At 70.8% G+C, this 21,704-nt stretch carries 23 protein-coding genes; 10 read left to right on the top strand and 13 right to left on the bottom strand.

The features are described 5' to 3' along the window. From OZN99_RS07795 to OZN99_RS07740, 12 genes are all read right to left on the bottom strand, one after another. The coding region (locus OZN99_RS07795; RefSeq protein ID WP_270934637.1) for an ATP-binding cassette domain-containing protein at positions 1 to 433 on the bottom strand (433 nt) is incomplete at its 3' end. Continuing rightward, positions 430 to 1,425, bottom strand: coding sequence for a branched-chain amino acid ABC transporter permease (locus tag OZN99_RS07790; RefSeq protein ID WP_270934636.1), 996 nt, complete (start codon positions 1,423 to 1,425; stop codon positions 430 to 432). The genes OZN99_RS07790 and OZN99_RS07795, both read right to left, overlap by 4 nt. 4 nt (positions 1,426 to 1,429) lie before the next feature. Beyond that, complete coding sequence (locus OZN99_RS07785) at positions 1,430 to 2,290, bottom strand: branched-chain amino acid ABC transporter permease (protein WP_270934635.1); 861 nt, start codon at positions 2,288 to 2,290, stop codon at positions 1,430 to 1,432. A gap of 28 nt (positions 2,291 to 2,318) precedes the next feature. Further along, positions 2,319 to 3,515 (bottom strand): ABC transporter substrate-binding protein, encoded by a 1,197-nt coding sequence (locus OZN99_RS07780; RefSeq protein WP_270934634.1) that lies wholly within the window; start codon positions 3,513 to 3,515, stop codon positions 2,319 to 2,321. 43 nt (positions 3,516 to 3,558) lie between these two features. After that, the gene (gene catC / locus OZN99_RS07775; protein WP_270934633.1) at positions 3,559 to 3,846 is read right to left on the bottom strand and encodes a muconolactone Delta-isomerase; all 288 of its coding nucleotides are present in this window, start codon (positions 3,844 to 3,846) and stop codon (positions 3,559 to 3,561) included. 11 nt (positions 3,847 to 3,857) lie between these two features. Next, a complete protein-coding gene (locus tag OZN99_RS07770) occupies positions 3,858 to 5,015 on the bottom strand; it encodes a muconate/chloromuconate family cycloisomerase (protein WP_270934632.1) in 1,158 nt (385 codons plus the stop codon). 115 nt (positions 5,016 to 5,130) lie between these two features. Next, positions 5,131 to 6,060 carry a catechol 1,2-dioxygenase gene (catA, locus tag OZN99_RS07765; protein ID WP_270934631.1) on the bottom strand — a complete coding sequence of 310 codons (930 nt, stop codon included), beginning with the start codon at positions 6,058 to 6,060 and terminating at the stop codon, positions 5,131 to 5,133. A 37-nt stretch (positions 6,061 to 6,097) separates the two neighbouring features. Beyond that, the gene (locus OZN99_RS07760; protein ID WP_270934630.1) at positions 6,098 to 6,877 is read right to left on the bottom strand and encodes a 1,6-dihydroxycyclohexa-2,4-diene-1-carboxylate dehydrogenase; all 780 of its coding nucleotides are present in this window, start codon (positions 6,875 to 6,877) and stop codon (positions 6,098 to 6,100) included. Next, entirely contained in the window at positions 6,874 to 7,899 is a 1,026-nt protein-coding gene (gene benC / locus OZN99_RS07755) for a benzoate 1,2-dioxygenase electron transfer component BenC (protein WP_270934629.1), read from the bottom strand. Before benC ends, OZN99_RS07760 begins: the two co-directional genes overlap by 4 nt. 10 nt (positions 7,900 to 7,909) lie before the next feature. Then, positions 7,910 to 8,428 (bottom strand): benzoate 1,2-dioxygenase small subunit, encoded by a 519-nt coding sequence (benB, locus tag OZN99_RS07750; RefSeq protein ID WP_270934628.1) that lies wholly within the window; start codon positions 8,426 to 8,428, stop codon positions 7,910 to 7,912. A 13-nt stretch (positions 8,429 to 8,441) separates the two neighbouring features. After that, the gene (gene benA / locus OZN99_RS07745; RefSeq protein WP_270934627.1) at positions 8,442 to 9,785 is read right to left on the bottom strand and encodes a benzoate 1,2-dioxygenase large subunit; all 1,344 of its coding nucleotides are present in this window, start codon (positions 9,783 to 9,785) and stop codon (positions 8,442 to 8,444) included. A 10-nt stretch (positions 9,786 to 9,795) separates the two neighbouring features. After that, positions 9,796 to 9,984 (bottom strand): (2Fe-2S)-binding protein, encoded by a 189-nt coding sequence (locus OZN99_RS07740; protein WP_270934626.1) that lies wholly within the window; start codon positions 9,982 to 9,984, stop codon positions 9,796 to 9,798. 127 nt (positions 9,985 to 10,111) lie between these two features. Here OZN99_RS07740 and OZN99_RS07735 point away from each other — a divergent pair, with 127 nt between their 5' ends. Further along, positions 10,112 to 11,047, top strand: coding sequence for a LysR family transcriptional regulator (locus OZN99_RS07735; protein WP_270934625.1), 936 nt, complete (start codon positions 10,112 to 10,114; stop codon positions 11,045 to 11,047). Positions 11,048 to 11,195: 148 nt separating this feature from the next. Here OZN99_RS07735 and OZN99_RS07730 read toward each other — a convergent pair whose 3' ends face one another. Next, entirely contained in the window at positions 11,196 to 11,735 is a 540-nt protein-coding gene (locus tag OZN99_RS07730) for an IclR family transcriptional regulator domain-containing protein (RefSeq protein WP_270934624.1), read from the bottom strand. Positions 11,736 to 12,021: 286 nt separating this feature from the next. Between OZN99_RS07730 and OZN99_RS07725 the strand changes: the two genes are divergently transcribed. The 9 genes from OZN99_RS07725 to OZN99_RS07685 all read left to right on the top strand — a co-directional run bounded on the left by OZN99_RS07725 (position 12,022) and on the right by OZN99_RS07685 (position 21,539). After that, positions 12,022 to 13,488 (top strand): FAD-dependent oxidoreductase, encoded by a 1,467-nt coding sequence (locus OZN99_RS07725; RefSeq protein WP_270934623.1) that lies wholly within the window; start codon positions 12,022 to 12,024, stop codon positions 13,486 to 13,488. Next, positions 13,485 to 14,231, top strand: a complete 747-nt coding sequence (locus tag OZN99_RS07720) for an SDR family NAD(P)-dependent oxidoreductase (protein ID WP_270934622.1) — start codon at positions 13,485 to 13,487, stop codon at positions 14,229 to 14,231. The genes OZN99_RS07725 and OZN99_RS07720 overlap by 4 nt, the downstream gene beginning before the upstream one ends. An 11-nt stretch (positions 14,232 to 14,242) precedes the next feature. Continuing rightward, complete coding sequence (locus tag OZN99_RS07715) at positions 14,243 to 15,058, top strand: aspartate/glutamate racemase family protein (protein WP_270934621.1); 816 nt, start codon at positions 14,243 to 14,245, stop codon at positions 15,056 to 15,058. 25 nt (positions 15,059 to 15,083) lie between these two features. Beyond that, on the top strand, positions 15,084 to 16,055 hold the full coding sequence (locus OZN99_RS07710; RefSeq protein ID WP_270934620.1) for a Bug family tripartite tricarboxylate transporter substrate binding protein: 972 nt from the start codon (positions 15,084 to 15,086) through the stop codon (positions 16,053 to 16,055). Between the two features lie 11 nt (positions 16,056 to 16,066). Next, positions 16,067 to 17,062: a Bug family tripartite tricarboxylate transporter substrate binding protein gene (locus tag OZN99_RS07705; protein ID WP_270934619.1), complete on the top strand. Its 996-nt coding sequence runs from the start codon at positions 16,067 to 16,069 to the stop codon at positions 17,060 to 17,062. Positions 17,063 to 17,083: 21 nt separating this feature from the next. After that, a complete protein-coding gene (locus OZN99_RS07700) occupies positions 17,084 to 17,665 on the top strand; it encodes a cysteine hydrolase (RefSeq protein ID WP_270934618.1) in 582 nt (193 codons plus the stop codon). Between the two features lie 161 nt (positions 17,666 to 17,826). Next, positions 17,827 to 19,341, top strand: coding sequence for an FAD-dependent tricarballylate dehydrogenase TcuA (tcuA, locus tag OZN99_RS07695; RefSeq protein WP_270934617.1), 1,515 nt, complete (start codon positions 17,827 to 17,829; stop codon positions 19,339 to 19,341). Continuing rightward, positions 19,338 to 20,726: an FAD-dependent oxidoreductase gene (locus OZN99_RS07690; protein WP_270934616.1), complete on the top strand. Its 1,389-nt coding sequence runs from the start codon at positions 19,338 to 19,340 to the stop codon at positions 20,724 to 20,726. Before tcuA ends, OZN99_RS07690 begins: the two co-directional genes overlap by 4 nt. Before the next feature lie 12 nt (positions 20,727 to 20,738). Beyond that, positions 20,739 to 21,539 carry an electron transfer flavoprotein subunit beta/FixA family protein gene (locus OZN99_RS07685; protein ID WP_270934615.1) on the top strand — a complete coding sequence of 267 codons (801 nt, stop codon included), beginning with the start codon at positions 20,739 to 20,741 and terminating at the stop codon, positions 21,537 to 21,539. Positions 21,540 to 21,704 lie beyond the last annotated feature (165 nt).

Here is a 21,704-nt window from a genome sequence, read left to right as displayed (position 1 = left end):
CGCGATGCGCCGCGCCGGCAAGGCCGACGCGCTCCAGCGCGGCATCCGCCGCCTCGCCCGGCGCGTGCTCCCCGGTCGCCACGGCGAGGTAGCGGCGCAGCGGCGTCAGGCGCGCCTGGGCGGCGAGCCGGACGTTCTCGCGCACCGTCATCGGCTTCAGCACGTTGGTGCGCTGGAAGGACCGCCCCACGCCGGCGCGGGCGAAGCGCCAGGAGGGCCAGTCGCCGACCTCGGCGCCGTGCAGCAGCAGCTTGCCGGCGCTCGGGCGCAGCTCGCCGGAGAGCAGGTTGGTCAGCGTGCTCTTGCCCGCACCGTTCGGGCCGATGACGGCGTGCAGCTCCCCGACATGCAGGGTGAGGTTCACCTCGTTCACGGCCACCAGGCCACCGAAGCGGCGGGTGAGGCCGATGGCCTCCATCGCGGCGACGCTCATGGCGCGGCCTCCTTCGCGGTGGGAGCGGGGGCGGGCAGGCGGCGCAGCGCGGGCAGGCGGATACCGGCGATCCCGTGCCGCAGCCCGAGCACGACGGCCAGGATGACCAGGCCCTCCACCAGGCGTTGCCGTTCGGTGATCTGGCCCGCGATCTCGCCGAGGCCCACGAAGGCGAAGGCGCCGAGGATCGGCCCGTGCAGCGCGCCGAGGCCGCCGAGCAGGATCATTAGCAGCGCCTCCGCGCTGCGATGCCAGGCCAGCAACTCCGGGCTGACGAAGGCCTGGGTCATGCCCCACATGTGGCCCGCGATCCCGGCCATGGCGCCGGCCAGGGTGAAGGCGCCGAGCTGCAGCCAGTAGGTGTCGAAGCCCATCGAGCGCATGCGGTGCTCGTTGGCGCGGATGCCGAGCAAGGCGCGGCCGAACATGGTCCGCAGCAGAAGGGCGAGCCCGGCATACATGGCGACGAGCACGCCGAGGTTCAGCAGCAGCATCACCGTAGGCCGGTCCTGGCGGGAGATGACCCATTCCAGGCCGAACAGGCTGAAGGACGGGCGCGTGACGAAGACGCCGTCCGCGCCGCCGCCAAGCGGCGTGTCGTGGAAGACGAAGAACAGCATCTGCCCGAAGGCGAGCGTCGTCATCAGGAAGAAGAAGCCGCGCGTGCGCAGCGCCAGCGCGCCGACCGTGAAGGCGGCGAGCGCCGCGAGCAGCATCGCGGCCGGCAGGCTCAGCAGCACCGAGGGCGCGGCTCCGAAGGCGCCGAGCAGGTGGATCGCATAGGCGCCGACGCCGAAGAAGGCGGCGTGACCGAGGCTCACCAGGCCGGTCACGCCGACCAGCAGCTGCAGGCTGAGCGCGAACATGGCGAGCACGAGCGCCGTGGAGGCTAGCTCGAGGTAGTAGGCCTCGGCGAAGAGCGGCAGGGCGGCCACCGCGAGCGCGGCGGCGCCGAGCGCCAGGGTGCCGTTGCGGCCGGCGACGGTCAGCATGGCATCAGCTCCGCGCGAAGAGGCCGGTCGGGCGCCAAAGCAGCACCGCGGCCATGAGGACATAGACGGCGAGACCGGCGGCGAAGGGCAGATAGGCCTTCGACAGCGTGTCCACGACGCCGATCAGCAGCGCGCCCCAGAAGGCGCCGGCGATGGAGCCGACCCCGCCCACGACCACCACCACGAAGCAGATGATGAGGAAGCCGTGGCCCATGTTCGGGTAGACCGAGTGCAGCGGCGCCGCCAGCGCGCCGGCCAGCATCGCGAGCGCCGTGCCGACGGCGAAGACCACCAGGTGGATCTGCCGCGCATCGAGGCCGAGAAGGTCCACCATCTCAGGCTTCTCCGCCGCGGCGCGGATCGCGGAGCCGATCCGCGTGCGTTCGATCGCCAGGAACATCGCCGCGGCCACCGCCAGGCACGCCACCAGCACCGCGAGCCGGTAGGCCGAGTAGGAGAAGTCCCCCACCATCGGCACCGCCACGTCGAGTGCCGCGGGCACGGCCACCGAGTGGAAGTCGTTGCCGAGCAGCATGGAGCGCCCTTCCTCGAACAGCAGGATGAGGGCGAAGGTGAGCAGCACCTGGTCGAGGTGTTCGCGATGGTAGAAGCGGCGGAACAACCCGCGTTCGAGCAGCGCGCCCAGTGCCAGGCCGCCCAGCACCGCCGCGGGCAGCGCCAGCCAGAGCGAGCCCGTGCCGCCGGCGACCACGAAGGCGATGTAGGCGCCGATCATGAAGAGGCTGCCATGGGCAAGGTTGATCACGCCCATGACGCCGAAGATCAGGGTGAGGCCGCTGCTGATGAGGAACAGCAGCAGCCCGTATTGCAGCCCGTTGAGGAGCTGCGCGGCCAGGCCGGACATCGTGGTTCCCTCCCTCCCGTGCCGGTTCTCAGGCCGCCGGCATGCGGCAGCCGGTGCCGGGATCGGCCAGCCGCTCGGCGGCGACGCCGACCACGACGTTCTGGCCGCCGCGCGCCTCGCGCAGGTAGATGTCCTGCACCGGGTTGTGCTGGGGCGAGAGGGTGAAGGTGCCGCGCGGGCTGTCGATGCGCGCGGCGCGCATCGCGGTGACCAGCGCGCGCTCGGCGCCGATGTCGCCGCGCGTCGCCTCGAGGCCGGCGGCCAGCAGCTGGCCCGCGTCGTACCCCTGCACGGCGTAGACGTCTGCCTCGCGCCCGGTCCGCTCGCGGAAGGCGCGGCGGAAGCCGATGTTGCGCTCGGTCTCGATGCCGTCGCCGTAGTGCAACGCGGTGCGCACGCCCTCGGCGGCCGGGCCCTGGGCGGCGAGCGTGCCCTCGGTTAGGAAGCCGGAGCCGACAAGCGGGATGCGGTCCTTCAGCCCGGCGGAGGCATAGTCGCGCACGAACTGGACCGCACCGCCGCCGGCGAAGAAGGCGCCGACGGCCTCGACGTTCAGGCCCGGGATCTGCGCCAGGATCGGCTGGAAGTTGTTCTCGGGGAAGGGCAGCGTCAGCTCGCGGACCAGCTCCGCGCCGCCGGCGCGCAGGCCTTCGCGGAACCCCTCGGTCGCCTCCTTGCCCGCGGCGTAGTCCCAGGTGACCCAGGCCGCGCGGCGCACGCCGCGGTCGGCCAGCGACTTGCCGATGGCGAAGGCGGGCTGCCAGTTGGTGAAGGAGGTCCGGAAGATCGTCGGCGCGCAGAGCTCGCGCGTCGCCGCGGCGTTGCCGGCATTGGGTATGATCAGCGGCACGCCGCGCTCGCGGCTGGCCTGCACCATGGCCATCACCACGCCGGAGTGGACCGTGCCGACCAGCGCGCCCACGCGCTCCCGCCCGACCAGGCGGTTCACGTTCTGCACCGACTTCGCCGGGTCGGATTCGTCGTCAAGCCGCACGACCTGGATCGCGCGGCCGCCGAGCCGGCCGCCCTTCTCCACGAGGTACATCTCGAAGGCCGCGGCGATGTTCTCGCCGAGTGAGGCGAAGGTGCCGGAGAAGGGCAGCATCAGCCCGATGCGCACCGGCGCGCCCTGCGCGAGGGCGGGGCGTGCGAGCGGCGCGGCGGCCAGCGCGGCGGCGCCGGCCAGCAGTTTGCGGCGCGACAGTGCGGTGATGGCGTTGCTCATGTCCGTATCCTCTCTCTCTTGTTCGTATGGTTCGGGGCGGGGGCTAGCTGGCGTTCGCGATGGTCGAGGGATGACGCGCCAGCGGCGTCACCTCGATGTCCATGAAGGGGAAGAGCGGCAGCGTGGACAGGATGCCGTGCAGCTCGTCGTGGTCGGCCACGTCGAAGACGCTGTAGTTCGCGTAGGCGCCGGCGATGCGCCACAGGTGGCGCCACTTGCCCTCGCGCTGCAGCTCCTCCGCGCGCGCCTTCTCGGCGGCCTTGAGCTTGTCGAACTCCGCCGCCGCCATGTCGCGCGGCGGATGGACATCCATGCGGACGTGATAGAGCATCTGTTCCTCCCTCAGGTGCGCGCGTAGCGGCGCAGCTTGTCGCGATCGAGCGTGACACCGAGGCCGGGGCCGGCCGGCAGGTACACCCGGAACTCCTCGAAGCGCAGCGGTTGCGTCACCAGGTCGTCGGTCAGGATCTGCGGGCCGAAATGCTCGCAGCCCCAGGCCAGCTCGCGCAGGCCGGCAAAAGCGTGCAGGTGCGCGGCGGCGCCGATGCTGCTTTCCAGCAGGCAACCGCCGTAGAGGCCGATGCCGGCGGCCTCCGCTACGGCGGCGACGCGCTTCAGGTTGAGCAGGCCCGCGTGCTTGACCAGCTTCAGCGAGACCACGTCGGCGGCACCGAGCGCCGCGACCTGCAGCATGTCATGCGTCGTGAACACGCACTCGTCGGCCATCAGCGGCACCGTCGGGTGTGCGCGGAGCCGCGCCATGCCCGCGACGTTCCAGGCCGGCAGCGGCTGCTCCACCAGCGCGACGCCGAGATCGGCCAGCACCGGCAGGCAGCGGGTCGCGGTGGTCTCGTCCCAGGCCTGGTTGGCGTCCACGATCAGGCGCGCACGGCCGGCGAGCGCGACGGACAGGCGTTTCAGCCGGGCCATGTCGGCCTCCGGCGGCTGTGCGCCGATCTTCACCTTGAAGGTCTCGTGCAGCCGCGCGGCGAGCTTTGCCTCCGCCTCCTCGATCTCCTGCGCGGGATCGCCGGAGGCCAGCGTCCAGAGCACCGGGATGCTGTCGCGCATCTGGCCGCCGAGCAGCAGGGCGACGGGCACCCCGAGCGTCCGTGCGAGCGCGTCGAAGACCGCGGTCTTGATCGCGGCCTTGGCGGCGTTGTTGCGCTTCGCCGCCGCGTCCATGCGTGCGGCGACGAGCTCGGGCCGGTCCGCGCCGAGGCCGATCACGGCCGGGGCGAGATGCGCGTCGATATTGGCCTTGATCGCCTCGACGCTCTCTTCGCTCCAGCGCGGGCCGCCGAGCGTCGCGGCCTCGCCGATTCCCTGCGCACCGTTGGCCAGGCGGAGCTCGACGATGACGTAGCTCTGCGCCGTGACGGAGAGTGAGGACAGCTTGTGCCGCCGCACCGTCGGCACGTCCACGATCGTGCTGCTGATCTCGCGGATCGCGAGGTCGTTCCGCAGATCGGCCGGGACCGTGAAGGGACTTTCGGGCATCAGGGGCTCCGCCGGGCGTGCAGTCGGGGTGGACGGCGCGCGGGGTGCGCGCCGCCTGGTTCTCATTCGGCTTTGAAGGCTTGCCCGGCCGCGCAGCGCGGCCGGGCCAGGGGCGTCAGCCCGCGGGCGCGTGCTCGCGGTTCACGACCGTGCTGGGGGCAGCGCCGCTCTCGGCGTGCAGCACGAAGTCGAAGGTGATCTCGGCGTAAGGGGCGTTCAGGCCCTTGGCGCGCACGCTCTCCGCGTCGCTGACGCGGCGCACCTCGGGGATCAGCCCGTCACGGGTGGCGAACGCGAAGTCGTCGTGCAGGTACTCGTCGCCGTCGATGTTGATCTGCGTCGTCAGCTTCCGGTAGCCGGGCGCGACCACGAAGAAGTGGATATGCGCCGGGCGGTGGCCGTGGCGACCGAGGCGGTCCAGCAGCTCCTGCGTGACGCCGTCCGGCGGGCAGGCGTAGCCGGCCGGCAGGATGGACCGGAAGCGGTAGCGCCCCTCGGCGTCCGTCTCGATGCGGCGGCGCAGGTTGTACTTGGACTGCGACGGGTCGAAGAAGGAATAGCCGCCCTTCGTGTTGGCGTGCCACACGTCGATGACGGCGCCGGCGACGGGCTTGCCGTCCATGTCGCGCACTTGGCCTTCCATGAACAGCACCTCGCCCTGCTCGGTGCCGTCGTCGAGACGCGCCTCACCCTTTGATAGCGGCGCGCCGGCGATCCACAGCGGGCCCTCGATGGTGCGCGGCGTGCCGCCGTCCAGGCCGGCCTGCCGCTCGGCCTGGTCGAGCCGCATGTCGAGGAAGGTCTCGAGCCCGAGGCCCGGCACCAGCAGCCCGACCTCGTTCGCCTGGCCGAGGCGCGTCAGGTAGGACATCGCCGTCCAGAACTCGTCGGGCTGCACGTCGAAATCCTCGATCGTGCGGAACAGGTCGGACACCACGCGGTGGACGATGCGCTTGAGGCGCAGGTCGCCGGTGCCGTCGCCAAGGTTGCTGACCTTCATCAGCAGGTCCTTGACCTCCTTCGTCTCCATCAGGCTGTCGGTCATCACGCGTTCCTCCGGTGGGGTGGGTGGGAGTAGCCGATCAGCCGAGGTCCCCGCCCGCCACGGGCAGGGTGACCCCGGTGATGTAGGAGGCCTCGTCGGAGGCCAGGAACAGGATCGCCGCGGTCTGTTCGGCCGTGGTGCCGTAGCGGTGCATCAGGCTGGAGGCCCTGGTCTGGTCCACGACCTGCTGCATCCAGGCGTCCTCCTGCGGCGTGCGCGGCGCGGTGTTGCGCGGCACGCGGCGGGGCGGCGCCTCGGTGCCGCCGGGCGCGACGCCGACGACGCGGATGCCGCTGTCGGCGTATTCCATGGCGAGGCAGGCAGTGATGGCGTTCACGCCGCCCTTCGCCGCGGCATAGGGCACGCGGTTCACGCCGCGCGTCGCGACGGAGGAGACGTTGACGATCACCCCGCCGCCGGCCTCCAGCATCGCCGGCAGCACGGCCCGGGAGCACCAGAGCGTCGGGAAGAGCGAGCGGCGGATCTCCGCCTGGACTTGCGCTTCCTCGTAATGGGCGAAGGGCTTCGCCCAGATCGTGCCGCCGACATTGTTGACCAGGATGTCCACGCGGCCGAAGGCGGCACGCGCACGTGCGACCGCGGTGGTGGCGCCCTCGAAGGTCTCGAGGTCGGCGTTGACGGCGATGGCGTCCGCGCCGGCCTCGCGCCGGGTCTCGTCCACCAGGTCGGAGCGGTCCACCAGCGCGACGCGCGCGCCCTCGCGCGCCAGGCGCAGCGCAACGTCGCGGCCGATGCCCTGGGCAGCGCCGGTGACGATCGCGGCCTTGCCGGCGAAGCGGCCCGTGAAGGTCCTCATGCCGCGAGCCTCCCGGCTTCGGCCGGGCCACTCGGCGAGAACTTCTCGTAGTGGAAGGCGTTCGGCGTCACGCCCTGGGCAGCGAGCCAGCCGCGCACCGCGTCCACCATAGGCGGCGGGCCGCAGAGATAGACGTCCACCTCGCCGCCGTTCAGCCAGCCGGCTTCGACATGCGCGGTGACGTAGCCCCGGCGCGGATGCGTGCTGCCTTCCGCCGCGACGGTCGTGACGTAGGAGAAGCCGGGCAGCGCCGCGACATAGGCGTCGAGCTGCGCGAGGCCCACCAGGTCCGCGTCGTGCGTCACGCCGTAGACGAGGCGCACCGGATGGTCGCAGCCCGTCTCGACCAGGCGTCCCAGCATGGACATGAACGGCGCGAGGCCCGTGCCGCCGGCCAGGAACAGCAGCGGGCGCGTGACGTCGCGCAGGTAGAAGCTGCCGGCCGGTCCGGTGAACTCCATCGCCGTGCCGGGTTGCGCCGCGCGCAGCCAGCCGCTCATCAGCCCCGCCGGGATGTCGCGCACCAGGAAGGACAGCGCGTCGGCGCCAGGCGCCGAGCTGAAGGAGTAGCTGCGTCGCTGCTCCGTGCCGGGCACGCGCAGGTTCACGTATTGGCCGGGCAGGAAGGCAAGGCCCGCCGGCCGGTCCAGCATGAAGGCGAGGCTGGTGTCGGAGAGCCGCTCCACGCGCCGCAGCACCGTCTCGAAGCTCTGCGGGCGCGTCTTGCAGGCGGTGGAGGCCGCGGGGATCGCGACCACCATGTCGGTCTTCGGCCGCGCCTGGCACGCCAGCGCGAGGCCTGACGCCGCTTCCTCGTCGGTCAGCGCGTCCTCGATGTACGACCCGCCGTCGTAGCTGCCGGATTCCACGCGGCACTTGCAGGTGCCGCAGGCGCCGTCGCGGCAGTCCAGCGGGATGTTGATCCCGAGGCGATAGGCGGCATCCGCCACCGTCTCGCCGGCGCGCGCTTCGACGAAGCGCGTGACGCCGTCCTCGAAGTTGAGCGCGATGCTGTGGGTCATGGCGCCGCGCTCACACGTGGTAGACGTCGACGACGTGGTGGATGTAGTCGTTCTTCAGCACGACCTTCTTGGCGCGGATCAGCGGCCGGTCGCCGGTGGTGTCGATCGTGTAGAAAGACGTGCCGAAATAGGTGTCGGTTGTCTTGTATCGGAAGCTGTAGGTCACCCAGTTGAAGCGCAGCTTCACCAGCCCGCCGGCCTGCTCCAGGATCTCCACGTTGCTGATGTTGTGGCTGGTGCGCGGCTCCGGCAGGGAGGTCGCGCTGCTGCGCTCGGTGCGGATGCGGAACACGCGGTCCTCGAGCCCGCCGCGGTCGCCGTACCAGATCAGCGAGATCTCGGTCTGCGGGTCCTCGACCAGGCGGTCGTCGTCGTCCCAGGACGGCATCCAGAACTCGGCGTCGGCCGCGTAGCACGCGAGCCAGGCGTCCCAGTCCTTGTCGTCCAGGGCGCGGGCCTCGCGATAGAGGAAGGCTTCGGCCTCGGCGCGGGTGAAGGCGCGGGCGGGGGCGTCGATGATGGCGGACATGGCGCGCTCCTCCTCAGCCCTGGTTTTCGGTGGCGAGGGCGCGCTGCATCGCCTCCTGCCAGTACTTGTGCTGCACGACGAAGAGGCCCTCGTCCTCGGTCTTCACGCCGCTCATCAGCGGCTTCAGGCCGATCGCCTCGGCGGCCTGGTCGGGCCCGTTGATCCAGTGCGCGGCGCCGCGCGTCATGTCGTTCCAGCGCGCCGCGCGGGCGTTCATGGAGAACTGACAGGCGCGGAATTCCTCGAGGTCGTCCGGCGTTGCCATGCCCGAGGCGTTGAAGAAGTCCTCGTACTGGCGGATGCGGCGCGCGCGCGCCTCCAGCGCCTCGCCCTTCGGCGCGATGCAGTAGATCGTCACCTCGGTCTTATCGACCGCGATGGGCCGATAGGTGCGGATCTGCGAGGAGAACTGGTCCATCAGGTAGACATTCGGGTAGAGGCAGAGGTTGCGGCTGCGTCCCACCATCCAGTCCGCACGCGCCTGGCCGAACTGCGCGGCGAGTTCCTCGCGCCGGTCCCAGTTCGGCCGGTCCTCGGGGTTCGCCCAGTTGGTCCAGAGCAGCAGGTGGCCGTGCTCGAAGGAGTAGAAGCCGCCGCCCTGCTTGGCCCAGCCGCCGGCGCTCATCGCGCGCGTCTTGTCCTCGCGCTCGGCCTCCTTGCGGCGGCTGGTCGTCGCCGCGTAGTTCCAGTGCACGGCGGTGACGTGGTAGCCATCCGCGCCGTTCTCGGTCTGCAGCTTCCAGTTGCCGTCGTAGACGTAGGTCGAGGAACCGCGCAGCACCTCGAGCCCGTCCGGCGACTGGTCCACGATCAGGTCGATGATCTTCGCCGCCTCGCCCAGGTGCTCGGCCAGCGGCTTCACGTCCGGGTTCAGGCTGCCGAAGAGGAAGCCGCGATAGCTCTCGAAGCGGGCGACCTTCGTCAGGTCGTGGCTGCCGCCCTTGTTGAAGCTCTCGGGATAGCCGGCGCCATCCGGGTCCTTCACCTTCAGCAGCTTGCCGTTGTTGTTGAAGGTCCAGCCGTGGAAGGGGCAGGTGTAGGTCGCCTTGTTGCCGCGCTTGTGCCGGCAGAGCATTGCGCCGCGGTGGCTGCAGGCGTTGACGAAGGCGTTCAGCTCGCCCTGGCGGTTGCGAGCGATGAAGATCGGCTGCCGACCCATCCAGGTGGTGAAGTAGTCGTTGGCGTTCGGGATCTGGCTCTCATGTGCCAGGTAGATCCAGTTGCCTTCGAAGATGTGCTTCATCTCGAGCTCGAAGAGCCCGGGGTCGGTGAAGATGTCCCGGGCGACCCGGAACACGCCCCTCTCGGCGTCGTCCTCGAGCGCGGTGTCCACCGTGGTCTGCACGCTGTCGAGCATCGGGCGTCTCCTATCGGTCTTGCTTGGCGGAAAGCGGGGGGGCGGCGCTGCGCAGGACGCCGAGGATCGAGGCCATGCAGCGCCCGCATTGCGCGCGGCAGCCGCAGAGCGCGTAGACGTCGCGTGGCCGGCGAGCGCCCTGTCGGATGGCATCCGCGATCCGGGTATCGCTGAGCCCGTTGCAGAGGCAGAGATACATCGCGCGCCTCAGCCCAGCGTCGTGCGGGGCGGGCTGAAGGCACGGCTCTGGCTGGCGTCCTGGGACATGTGTTCCTCCGTCCCGGCCAGATGCCCTCTTTCTGTAACGCGATTCCAAGACTAAAAAGGTGCTCACCATACCTGGGAGGTATCGTCTGGACTCGCGCCAGCTCCGCTACTTCGTCGCCGTGGCGCGCGAGCGGAACTTCACCCGCGCGGCGGAGAAGCTGCACATCGCCCAGCCGCCGCTGAGCCGCGCCATCCAGCAGCTGGAGGACGAGTTCGGCGTCGCGCTGCTCGACCGCGCCAGCCGCCCCTTGGCGCTGACCGATGCGGGACGGCTGCTGTTCGAGCAGGCGGTGCAGGTTCTCGACCGGATGGACGAGATGAAGGCGATGGCCGCGCGCATGCGCCAGGCCGAGCGTACGCTGCTTGGCGTCGGCTTCGTCGCCTCCACGCTGTACGGCTACCTGCCGGAGGTGATCCGGCGCTATCGCGCGGCGCGGCCCGGCGTCGAGCTGACGCTGCTCGAGATGACGACGATCGAGCAGGTGGCCGCGCTGAAGGAGGGCCGCATCGACGTCGGCTTCGGGCGGATCACCTTCAACGACCCGCAGATCGATCGCACGCTGCTGCGCAACGAGACGCTCTGCGTGGCACTTCCCCTGACGCATCCCTTGTCGTCGCGGACCGGCCTGCTGAAGTTGGCGGAGCTGGCTGGCGATGCGCTCGTCGTCTACCCGAAGGCGCCGCGGCCGAGCTATGCGGACCAGGTTCTGGCGCTGTTCCGCGAGCGCGACGTGAAGCCGCAGGCGGTGCACGAGGTACGCGAACTGCAGACCGCGCTCGGCCTCGTCGCGGCCGAGACGGGGGTCTGCATCGTCCCCGCCGCCGTCGAGCGCCTGCGCCGCGACAACGTCGTCTACCGGCGCCTCGACGAGCCCGGCGCCGTCGCGCCGGTCATCATGAGCACGCGCAAAGGCGACAGGTCACCGGAGATCGGCCTGATCCTGAAGCTGGTGAAGGACATGTACAAGAAGGAGGGAATCACCTTCGGAGCCTGACGCTCACGGCCCGGAAGCCTCCCGGTCCGGAGCGGTGGCGTCGCTCTTGGCCGGGCCGGACGCCATCGGGCTGCGCGGCACCGCCCTCATTGACCGCCGAGGGACGCCGGGCGTGCGGGCGCAGCCCTTTGCAAATCCGGCCGGCCCTTCACCAAGCGTCGTGCGCCGCCGCGCCGATCCACTCCGCGGCAAGGCGAAGATGCGCGAGCTGCCTCTTGCGGAAGCCGGGCTCGATCCGTATCCGGCGCGGCCACATCGTGTTGATGCACCCGACGAGGTGCGGCCCCGCGAGGATCGCGACCGCGATGGCGTCCAGGTGGTCGGCGACTGAGGGGTTGCGCTGCGTGCCCCCAAGGAAGCGCGTATGTCGCACGCCGAAGCCGCGGGCGCACGTGGCGTGTATCTCCGCCAGCAGCGCGGCACGGTCGAAGCGCCCGGATCCGGCCTGGCGAACGAGCAGGTCCAGGATCTCCTCTCGCTCCGCTTCGGGGCACCAGGCGAGATAGGCGCGGCCGACCGCGGTCCAGGGGATGTGCACCCGCTCCGCGATCCTGCTGTGGCGCAGCGCGAGCGAGGAGAAGCGGTGGTTGTTCTCCACCGTCTCCATCGCCGTCCCGTCGCGGATCATCACGTCGGAGGGGAAGGGCGTCTCGCGCGCCATGGCCGGCAGCACCGGCGCGGCGGCCACCGCCAGCGTCGCGCACGGATCGGCCGGGGCGCCGATCCGCGGCCTCGTGGCGCCCGCGCGTGGCCTGTAGCCCCGGTGCGGGCGGCTCACACTGTAGCAGCTGTCAGAAGACGGAAGCGGCTGTCCTCGGTCAGTAAACGGCGCCCTACGCGCACGCTGCGTGCATGGTCCCCACCTACATCGCTTCGCGAAAAGTGCTTTCACCGGAAGAGGTTCATTCGCCATTGCCTCGTCCTCCCCCCGGGTGAACGTTAGCGGGAGAGATGGGGAGGATAAGCTGGGCGCCATGGCAGCCTCTGCAGATCAGCGCGTCCACGACCTGGTCGTGGTTGGATGCGGCGTGGCGGGCCTTTCCGCGGCCGTGGCGGCGGCGGAAGCGGGCGCTCGCGTGGCAGTCCTCGAGCGGGCCCCGCGCGAGGAACGGGGAGGGCAGTCCCGCTGGACCGAAGCCTATCTGCGCATGAAGAGCCACACCGAGGTGACGGACGACTTCGAGACCATGCTCGCGGAGAACGGCTCCTCGCCCTACATCGATCCGGACCTTGCCGCCCAGGTCGCGCGTGAGCCCGAACACCGCTCCGGTCACGCCCGTGGCATCGGGCTGCTCGATCCCAACGTCATCGGAACCTTCGCCGATGAAGCGGGGCCGACCATCGCCTGGCTGAAAGGGCTCGGCGTCCGCTTCGACTTCCTGCCGACGCAGTTCCTGACGAGGTCACAGCCGCGCCTGCTCCCGGTCGGGGGCGGCGCCGCGCTGGTCGAGGCCCTTGCCGGGCGGGCGGAGACGCTGGGCGTGGCCTTCCACTACGAGACGACGGCTGAGCGCCTTGTGCAGGACGAGGACGGGCGCGTGACCGGCGTGGTGGCGCGAACCGAGTCCGGGCTGCGCCGCTTCCTCGGCCCTGTGGCGCTCGCGGCAGGCGGCTTCGAGGGCAATGGCGAGATGCTGACGCGCTACCTCGGGCCGCGGTCGGTCTATCTCCGGCCGGTCTGCAAGGGCGCGAACTACAACCGCGGCGAAGGCATCCGCATGGCGCTCGAGATCGGCGCGGCGGCGAGCGGCGATTTCGGCAGCTACCATGCCGAGCCGGTGGATCCGCGCTCCGGCATCGCGGAGCCGTCGGTCTTCATCTTCCCCTACGGCATCCTCGTCAACAAGGAGGGTGTGCGCTTCTGCGACGAGGCGCCGGGCACGGTGGACGCCTGGTACGAGCGGGTGACACGCCGCATCTACGAGCAGCCGGAGGGCATTGCCTGGGTGATACTGGATGCGCGGCACATGCGCATCCCCAACTACCGGCTCGGCATCCGCACCGACAAGCCGCCGGTCGTCGGGCAGAGCGTTGCTGAGTTGGCGCGCGCCATCGGCCTCCGGCCCGAGGCGCTGGAGGCCACGGTCGGCGCCTACAACGCCGCCTGCGTGCCGGGCGAGTGGAAGCCGCTGGAGCTGGACGGCTTGGCCACACGGGGCCTGCATCCCGGGAAGTCCAACTGGGCGACGCCCATCGTCGAGCCGCCCTTTCACTCCTATCCCATTGTCTCCTCCAACGTCTTCACCTTCGGCGGCGTGAAGGTGGACAGCCGGGCACGCGTGCTGGATTCGGCGGACCGCCCGATCCCCGGGCTCTACGCCGCCGGCGAGGTGGTCGGGATGTACTGGGGCAACTACACGGGCGCGACCTCCGTGCTGAAGGGCCTGGTCTTCGGCCGGCTCGCCGGCACCGACGCGGCGCGACGGCGGCCGAACGCATGACCGCACCGCTTGCGGGCTGCGTCGCGCTGGTGACCGGGGCCGCGGGCGGCATCGGCAGAGCAGTCGCCGCGACCCTTGCGGAGAGCGGCGCGATGCTCGCCCTGGCTGATGTGAAGCCGCCCCCGGCGCAGCCGGATGCGTTGGCCATGTCCATGGACGTGACATCGCGCGACGACGTGCAAGCGATGGTCGCGCGCACGGTCGAGCGCTTCGGCCGTCTCGACATCCTGGTGAACGTCGCGGGCGTGGTCTCCACCGGGTCGGCCGTGTCCCTGCCCGAGTCCGAGTGGGACCGCGTGCTCGGCGTGAACCTGAAGGGCACCTTCCTGTGCTGCCAGGCCGCCATCCCGGCGATGCGCGCGAACCGGCACGGCCGGATCGTCAACATCGGCTCCATCGTCGGCAAGAATGGCGGCAACGCGCGGGCCTGGCTGGACCGGGCGGAGCTGGAGCGCGCCGGCAACGTCGCCTACGGTGTCTCGAAGGCAGGCGTGCATGCGCTGACCTTCTTCCTTGCGCGTGAGGTCGCGGCGGACGGCATCACCGTCAACGCCGTCGCGCCTGGGCCCATTGCCTCGGACATGACGACGAACTTCCCCGCCGCGCTGCAGGCGCTGATCCCCGTAGGCCGGATGGGCCGGGCGGAGGAGGTGGCGGCCGCTGTCGCCTTCCTCGTCGGTCCCTCCGCGGCTTTCATCACGGGCGAGGTGCTCGACGTCAACGGCGGCATGTGGGCCGACTGAGCGGAGCGATCATGCGCATCTGGCATCACAGCTTCACCGTGCTCGAGAATCTACCGCCCTATGCGGAGGCGCTGCGGGCGCATTTCGCCCGCATCACCGCGCCGGGGACGGAAGTCGTGATGCACGGGATGCATCCGCGCACCTACCAGACCGAGTATCCGGGCAACGACATCCAGTACGCCTACTTTCAGACCCTGCACAGCCAGCAATTCGTGCTCGGCGCCATGGCCGCCGAGGAACAGGGCTTCGACGCCTTCGCGCTGACCACGCTGCCCGAGCCGTCGCTGCAGGAGATCCGCAGCCTCGTGGACATCCCTGTCGTCGGCTATGGCGAGAGCGCGATGCTCGCCGCGACGATGCTCGGCCATCGCATCGGCGTGCTGCTTTTCATACGCGGCATGGCCGGGACGGTGGAGCGCAACGTGGAGCGCATGGGCCTCTCCTCCCGCTTCGTGGGGGCTCAGGATGTGAGCTTCGGGTTCAACGACGTGCTGGGTGCCTATGCGGGCGATCCCGCGCCGCTGATCGAGCGGTTCCGCGCTGATGCGCGTGCCCTGATCGCGCGCGGGGCCGATGTGATCATCCCGGGCGAGGCGCCGCTGTGCCTGCTGCTCGCCAAGGGCGGCGTGAACGAGGTGGACGGCGTGCCGGTGGTGGATGCCCTCGCGGCCACGGTCAAGACGGCGGAGATGATGGCCGGGCTGCGCCGGGTCACCGGCGTCTCGCCATGCCGGCGCGGCTACTTCCAGGCCAGGCCGCCGCGCGCGCGGGTGAAGGAACTGCTGGCGTTCTACGGCCTCGACCAGGTGCCGAAGCGGCCAGTCTGAGCCACGGGGAGGGGAGGGCAAAAGCATGCACAGACGCGATCTGCTGGGAGCCGTCGCGGCACTGACGGCCTGGCCGCTGACGGCCGGCGCGCAGGAGCGCTTCCCGGCGCGCCCGATGCGCATGGTGATCCCCTTCGCCGCCGGCGGCAGCACGGACATCATGGGCCGGCTCTGCGCGCAGTTGCTCATCGACCGGCTCGGCCAGCCGGTGGTGGCCGAGAACATAACCGGCGCCGGCGGCATGATCGGCGCGCAGCGCGTGCTCGACGCGCCGGCCGACGGCCACACGCTGATGGCGGGCACCCCCGGCCCGATCGCGATCAACCCGCACCTCGCCCCGCGCATGCCCTACGACCCGCTGCGCGACTTCGAGCCGGTGGTCTTCGTCGGCGACAGCCCCGCGGTCGTCGTGGTGCGGCGCGACAGCCCCCTGCGGTCCGTGAGCGACCTGCTGGAGCGCGCGAGGGCCGCGCCCGGGCGGTTGACCTTCGCGTCTGCCGGCGTCGGATCCTTCGCCCATCTGGCGGGCGAGCTGTTCAAGGCGCGCGCCGGCGTGGACATGACCCACGTGCCCTATCGCGGCACCGCACCTGCGGCGGCCGACATGATCGGCGGCCGCGTGGACGTGATGTTCGAGAACTTTCCCTCCGTGCAGCCCTTCGTGACTTCCGGCGAACTGCACGCCATCGCGATCGGCGCGGCGCGTCGGTCCCCCCTCGCACCGGAACTGCCGACCGTGATCGAGGCAGGTGTGGCGGGCTACGAGGCAAGCTCCTGGTTCGGTCTATTCATGCGGGCGGGCGCGCCAGCAGCGGCCGTCGCGGCTGTCAACGCCGCGGTGAACCAAGGCCTGCGTGATCCTGCGCTGGCCGGTCGCCTGACCGGCATGGGCGTGGAGCCCATTGGCGGCACTCCGGCGGAGTTCCGCAGCTACGTCACGCGCCGCTTCGAGGAGACCGGCGCGCTGATCCGCGCCGCCCGCATCACGGCCGATTAGGGAGAGACCAGATGAGCCCAGATCCACTCCGGACCGCGCGGCCATCGCGCCGCGCCGTACTGCTCGCCGCCGCAGGCCTCATTGCCGCCCCGCGCGTCGCGAAGGCGCAGGGCTGGGCGCCCTCACGGCCGATCCGCCTGGTCGTGGCCTATCCGCCGGGTGGCGCGACCGACCTTGCGGCGCGCTGGACTGCCCGCGAACTCTCGCCACGGCTCGGCCAGCCTGTGGTGGTGGAGAACCGACCGGGCGCCAATGGGATCGTCGGCTCGCAGGCCGTGCAGCAATCCGCGCCCGACGGCCACACGCTCATCTTCACGACGGCGGACACGCATTCGGTGAACCCGGTCGTCTACCGCCGGCTGCCCTACGAGCCGCAGCGCTTCGTGCCGGTCTCGGCGGTGGCGCGGCTGGTCTTCTCGCTCGTGACGCGGCCGGGGCTCGGCCCGCGCAACGCGCAGGACTTCATCGCGCTGGCACGTAGCCGCGCCGCCAACCCGCTCACCTTCGCCTCCTGGGGTATTGCGAGCACCTCGCAGGTCATGATGGAGACCTTCAAGTTCGAGACGCAGACGGAGATGCAGCACGTGCCCTTCCAGGGTGCCGCGCCTGCAGTGACGGCGCTGCTCTCCGACCAGGTGGACTCCATGATGCTGCCGGTCGCCGTGGCGCTTGGCCAGGGCGGACGCCTGCCCATCCTTGGCGTCGCGACCTCGCAGCGCTTCGCCGGCGTGCCGCAGGTGCCCACGCTTGCCGAGCAGGGCGTTAACCTTTCCGGCGATCTCTGGCTGTCCATCCTGGCCCCGCCCGGCACGCCGGAGCCGATCGCCGAGCGCATCGCGGCGGAGACGCAGGCCTTCGTGCGCACGCCCGAGGCCGCGAGCTTTCTGACCCAGAACGGACTGATCCCGGACATCGCGGAGCGCGCGCGCTTCATCGCCTACCTGCAGGAGGAGGACGCCATCTGGCGCGCGCGTGTCGCGCGCCTGAACGTCCGTCTTGACGACTGATCAGGCCCGGAGCGGACAAGAATGAGATCGATCTACCTCGTGCTCGACATGGAGAACGACCTCGTCGCGGAGGAGGGGCCGAACGGCAAGGGCCCGCTCGGCGCGCAGGTCCGCACGCGGGGCATCATTCCGCGCACCGCCGCGGCAATCGCAAAGGCGCGCGCCGCGGGCGTGCCGATTGGCTATGTCCGCGTCGGCTTCTCAGCCGACTACCGAGAGGCGCCGACGACATCCGTGATCTTCAACGGCGCGCGCCAGCACGGGCTCTTCAAGCTCGGCACCTGGGGTACCGAGGTCCACAAGGACCTCGCGCCGCAGCCCGGCGACTTCGACATCGTGAAGCACCGCGTGAGCCCCTTCTATGCCACGAATCTGGAGGCGATCCTGCGGGCGCACGGCATCCAGCACATCGTCTGCTCCGGCGTCTCCACCGTGGCCGTCGTGCAGGGCATGGTTCGCGACGCGCATGACCGGGACTACGTCTGCACCGTGCTCGAGGATTGCTGCGCCTCCGCTACGGCGGAGGACCATGAGGCCGCGATCCGCGTCCTGCAGCGCTTTGCCACCTTCACCACCTCCGACGCGGTGGAGTTCGGCGGCTGACGGCGGAACGGTCGCGCCGCTCTTGCGGTGGCGCGCCCTGCCCGTGAATGAAGTTTTCGGGATCCGCGAATGTGGCGCCGCTGGACCCTGAGGAGGGCCGGCATCTGGCGTCCGCGCAGGTCCCGGGCGGCTAACCTGTCAACGGCAGCAAGGCGAGTTCCATGAGCGGGGAGCAAGATCAGGAGCCGGTGGACGTCGTCGTGGTCGGCGCGGGCAACGCAGCGATGTGCGCGGCGCTGTCTGCGCAGGAGGCGGGCGCGCGCGTGCTGGTCCTCGAACGTGCGCCGGAGGGCGATCGCGGCGGCAACAGCGCGCATAGCGGCGGCGCCTTCCGCACGGTCTATGACGGCATAGACGACCTGAAACGCATCATTCCCGACCTGACCGAAGCCGAGATCGCGATGACCGATTTCGGCACCTACACGCGCGACACCTTCTTCGACGACTGCATGCGCCTGTCGCACTGGCGCGCGAACGCCGACCTGATCCAGGTGCTGGTGGATCGCAGCCTGGAGACGATGGTTTGGATGCGCGGCAAGGGCGTGCGATTCGTACCGATCTACGGCCGACAGGCCTTCAAGGTGGACGGCCGCTTCAAGTTCTGGGGCGGCCTGACGGTGGAGGCGGTGGGCGGCGGCCGCGGGCTGATGGACATGCTCTTCGCCGCCGGCGAGAAGCGGGGCATCCGTGTCCTCTACGGCACGCGTGCGGTCGGCCTTCTGGTCGACGACGACGGCGTGCATGGCGTCGAGGTGGTGCAGGAGGGACGGCGCCGCCGGATCCGCGCCAGGGCCGTCGTGCTCGGCAGCGGCGGTTTCCACGCGAATGCGGAGTGGCGTGCGCGCTACCTAGGGCCGGACTGGGACCTGGCCAAGCCGCGCGGCACCCGCTTCAACACCGGCGACGGCATCCAGATGGCGCGCGACATCGGCGCGATGTCCTACGGCCACTGGTCGGGCTGTCATTCGGTGGCCTACGACCGCTGCGCGCCGGAGTTCGGCGAACTCGGCCTCGTCGGTCAGCAGAAGAACGGCTTCCCCATGGGCATCATGGTGAACCTGCGCGGCGAGCGCTTCTTCAACGAAGGAGCGGACTTCCGCAACTACATCTACGCCACCCTCGGCAAGGCGGTGCTGCGCCAGCCCTCCGGCCTCGCCTGGCAGGTCTTCGACCAGCGTGTCGCCCACCTGCTCTCCGACGAGTACAGGATCCGCCAGATCACCAAGGTGCAGGCCGACACGATGGAGGAGCTGGCCGAGAAGATGGGCGACGTCGACCGCGAGGGCTTCCTGCGCACCGTGCGCGAATGGAACGCCGCCGTGCGCACCGACGTACCGTTCAATCCGAACATCCGCGACGGGCGCGGCACGGTGGGCCTCGCGGTGTCCAAGACGAACTGGGCGAACCCGCTCGATACGCCGCCCTTCTTCGCGATCGGCATCACCTGCGGCGTGACATGTACCTACGGCGGCATACGCGTGAGCGAGGCGGCGGAGGTGGTGAGCGAGGACGGACCCGTCATCCCCGGACTCTTCGCGACGGGCGAGATGGTGGGCGGGCTCTACTACACCGGCTATCCGGGAGGGGCCGGCCTGATGTCGGGTGCGGTCTTCGGCCGCCTCGCGGGCCATGGTGCTGCCCTCTACGCGCGTGGCGCCGGCGAGGTGCGGCGATGACGGCGGCGATCGAGGCGGACATCATTGTCATCGGCGGCGGTGCGGCGGGATTCGCCGGTGCGCTGGAAGCCGCGGAGCGTGGCGCGAGCGTGGTGCTCCTGGAGAAGCAGCCGGAGACCGGCGGGTCATCGGCCATGAGCGGCGGCTGCCTCGCCTTCGCCGGCACCGACATGCAGCGCGCGCAGGGCATCGAGGACACCGCAGCGCTGCTGGCGCGCGACCTGCGACAGCTCGGCGGCGACGATGCGGACGAGGCGCTGATCGAGGCCTACGCGGCCAACCAGCTCGCCACCTACGACTGGCTGAAGGCGCATGGCCAGCTGTTCAGCCCGGTGCTGGAGGCTTCCTCCGGCCAGTCCGTGCCAAGGGTGCACACGGTGGATCCGGCGGACATGGTGCGGCTGCTGGCGGCGCGGTGCCTCGCGACCGGCAGGGTGCAGCTCGTCACCGGAATGGCAGGGCGCCGGCTGCGGCGGGACAGCGCTACCGGCCGCGTCACCGGCGTGCTTGCGGAAGGCTCCGCAGGCCCGCTGGAGGCACGAGCGCGCCGCGGCGTGCTGCTCGCCAGTGGTGGCTTCAGCCGCAACCCAGATCTCGTCCGCCAGTTCGCGCCGGAGTGCGAGCACGCGGTGTTCATCGGCGGAGATGGCTGCGTCGGCGATGGCCTGCGCATGGCCTGGGCGCTCGGCGCGGACCTGCGCGACATGGCGCAGATCAAGGGCACCTTCGGCAAGCACCCGACGGACGAGCTGAACAACCACAGCTGTCTCTGCGTCTACAAGGGCGCGATCGCTGTGAACCAGGACGGGCGCCGCTTCGTCGACGAATCGCTCTCCTACAAGCTGCTCGGTGCGGCCTGCCTGCGGCAGCCCTACGGCGCCTCCTTCCAGATCCTCGACGAGCCCATCCTGCGCAGCGGCGACAACGAGGTGCGGATCCTCGACTTCGAGCGCAGGCTGGAGGAGGGCCTGTTCATCCAGGCCGACACGATCGAGGAACTCGCGCGGCAGATCGAGGTTCCGGAAGCCGCGCTGGTGAAGACGGTGGCCGACTACAACGCCGGTGTGAATGCCGGCGAGGATCGCGAGTTCAGCCGGAAGCACCTGGTGCACAACCACGGTGCGCTGCGTCGCATCGAGACGGCGCCCTTCTACGCCTACCCCTCCACCGCTGCCGTCTACGGCACCTACTGTGGACTCCGCGTTGATCCCGAGATGCGTGTGCTCGACGTGTTCGGGGAGCGCATCGAGGGCTTGTTCGCGGCTGGCGAGGTGGTGGGCGGGTTCCACGGCCGGGCCTACATGACCGGCTCCGCCCTGGGCAAGGCGCTGGTCTTCGGCCGCATCGCTGCGCGCACCGCGGTCGGCGCCAATTCGGGCGGCTGAGGACGCGCCGCGATGCAGGTGGTGGTGCTGCTGGCCGGCATCGTGGACCCCAAGTGGCGGCTGGAGCGGCTCGCCCTGCGCCCGGATACCGGCCAGGCCGACGAGACCGGCCTGCCGAAACGGTTCAGCCCCTTCGACGAGGCGGCCCTCGAGACGGCGCTGAAGCTGCGCGACGCGGAGCCGGCGGTGCGTTGCACTGCCGTCGTGGTCGGCGATGCAGCCAGCGATCCGCTGCTGCGCGCGGTGCTTGCCTTCCGCCCGCATCGCGCCGTTCGGCTGGACACCTCGGGCCTTGCGCTGTGGGATCCTCTCGCGGCAGTGCGCCTGCTCGGCGCGGCCCTGGATGCGCTCGGCGCGCAACCGGACCTGCTGCTGATGGGGCGCGAATTCGGCGACGTCGATGACGGCGTGCTGCCCGCGCTGCTGGCCGAGGCGCGCGGCTGCCTGTTCTTCGGCCAGGCGCATGCCGTCACGCCCGCGGAGGATGGCCCGCTCGCGGTTCGCATGCGCGGCCCGCGGGAGGAGCAGCAGCGCCTTCCGTCGCCGGCGCTGGTCAGCATGACGAACGACCGCGGCAACCGTCTGCGGCACCCCCTGATGAAGAATATCGCGCTCGCCAAGCGCGAGACGCTCGAGATCGTGTCGCCGCCGCCGCGGCACTTCGCGCGGGCGGTGGAGGCGCGATCGCTGTCGGTTGTGCCGCCGCCGAGCCGCGGGGCCGGTGCGTGTCGGATCCTGGGCGGTCCGCTCGGCGCCCAGGTGGCGGAACTGGCCGACTACCTGCGCGGCTGGCGCGGTGAGGTGCCGCAATGACGCGGCAGGTGCTGGCCCTCGTCCCGCTCGGCGATGCGGCGGTCGCGGATCCGTATGCCGCCGTCGCCGCCGCCGCTGCGATCGCGGCAGCGGCCGGCACGCGGGCGGAGGCGCTCTTGCTCGGCCAGGCGGAGCATCTCGACGCCGCGGCCGCCGAGGCGGCGC

Origin of the sequence: Falsiroseomonas oryzae (assembly GCF_027856955.1) — a bacterium.
Classification (GTDB): domain Bacteria; phylum Pseudomonadota; class Alphaproteobacteria; order Acetobacterales; family Acetobacteraceae; genus Falsiroseomonas; species Falsiroseomonas oryzae.
The sequence above is the reverse complement of the archived record's forward strand: the minus strand, read 5'-3'. Positions and strand labels throughout refer to the sequence as shown.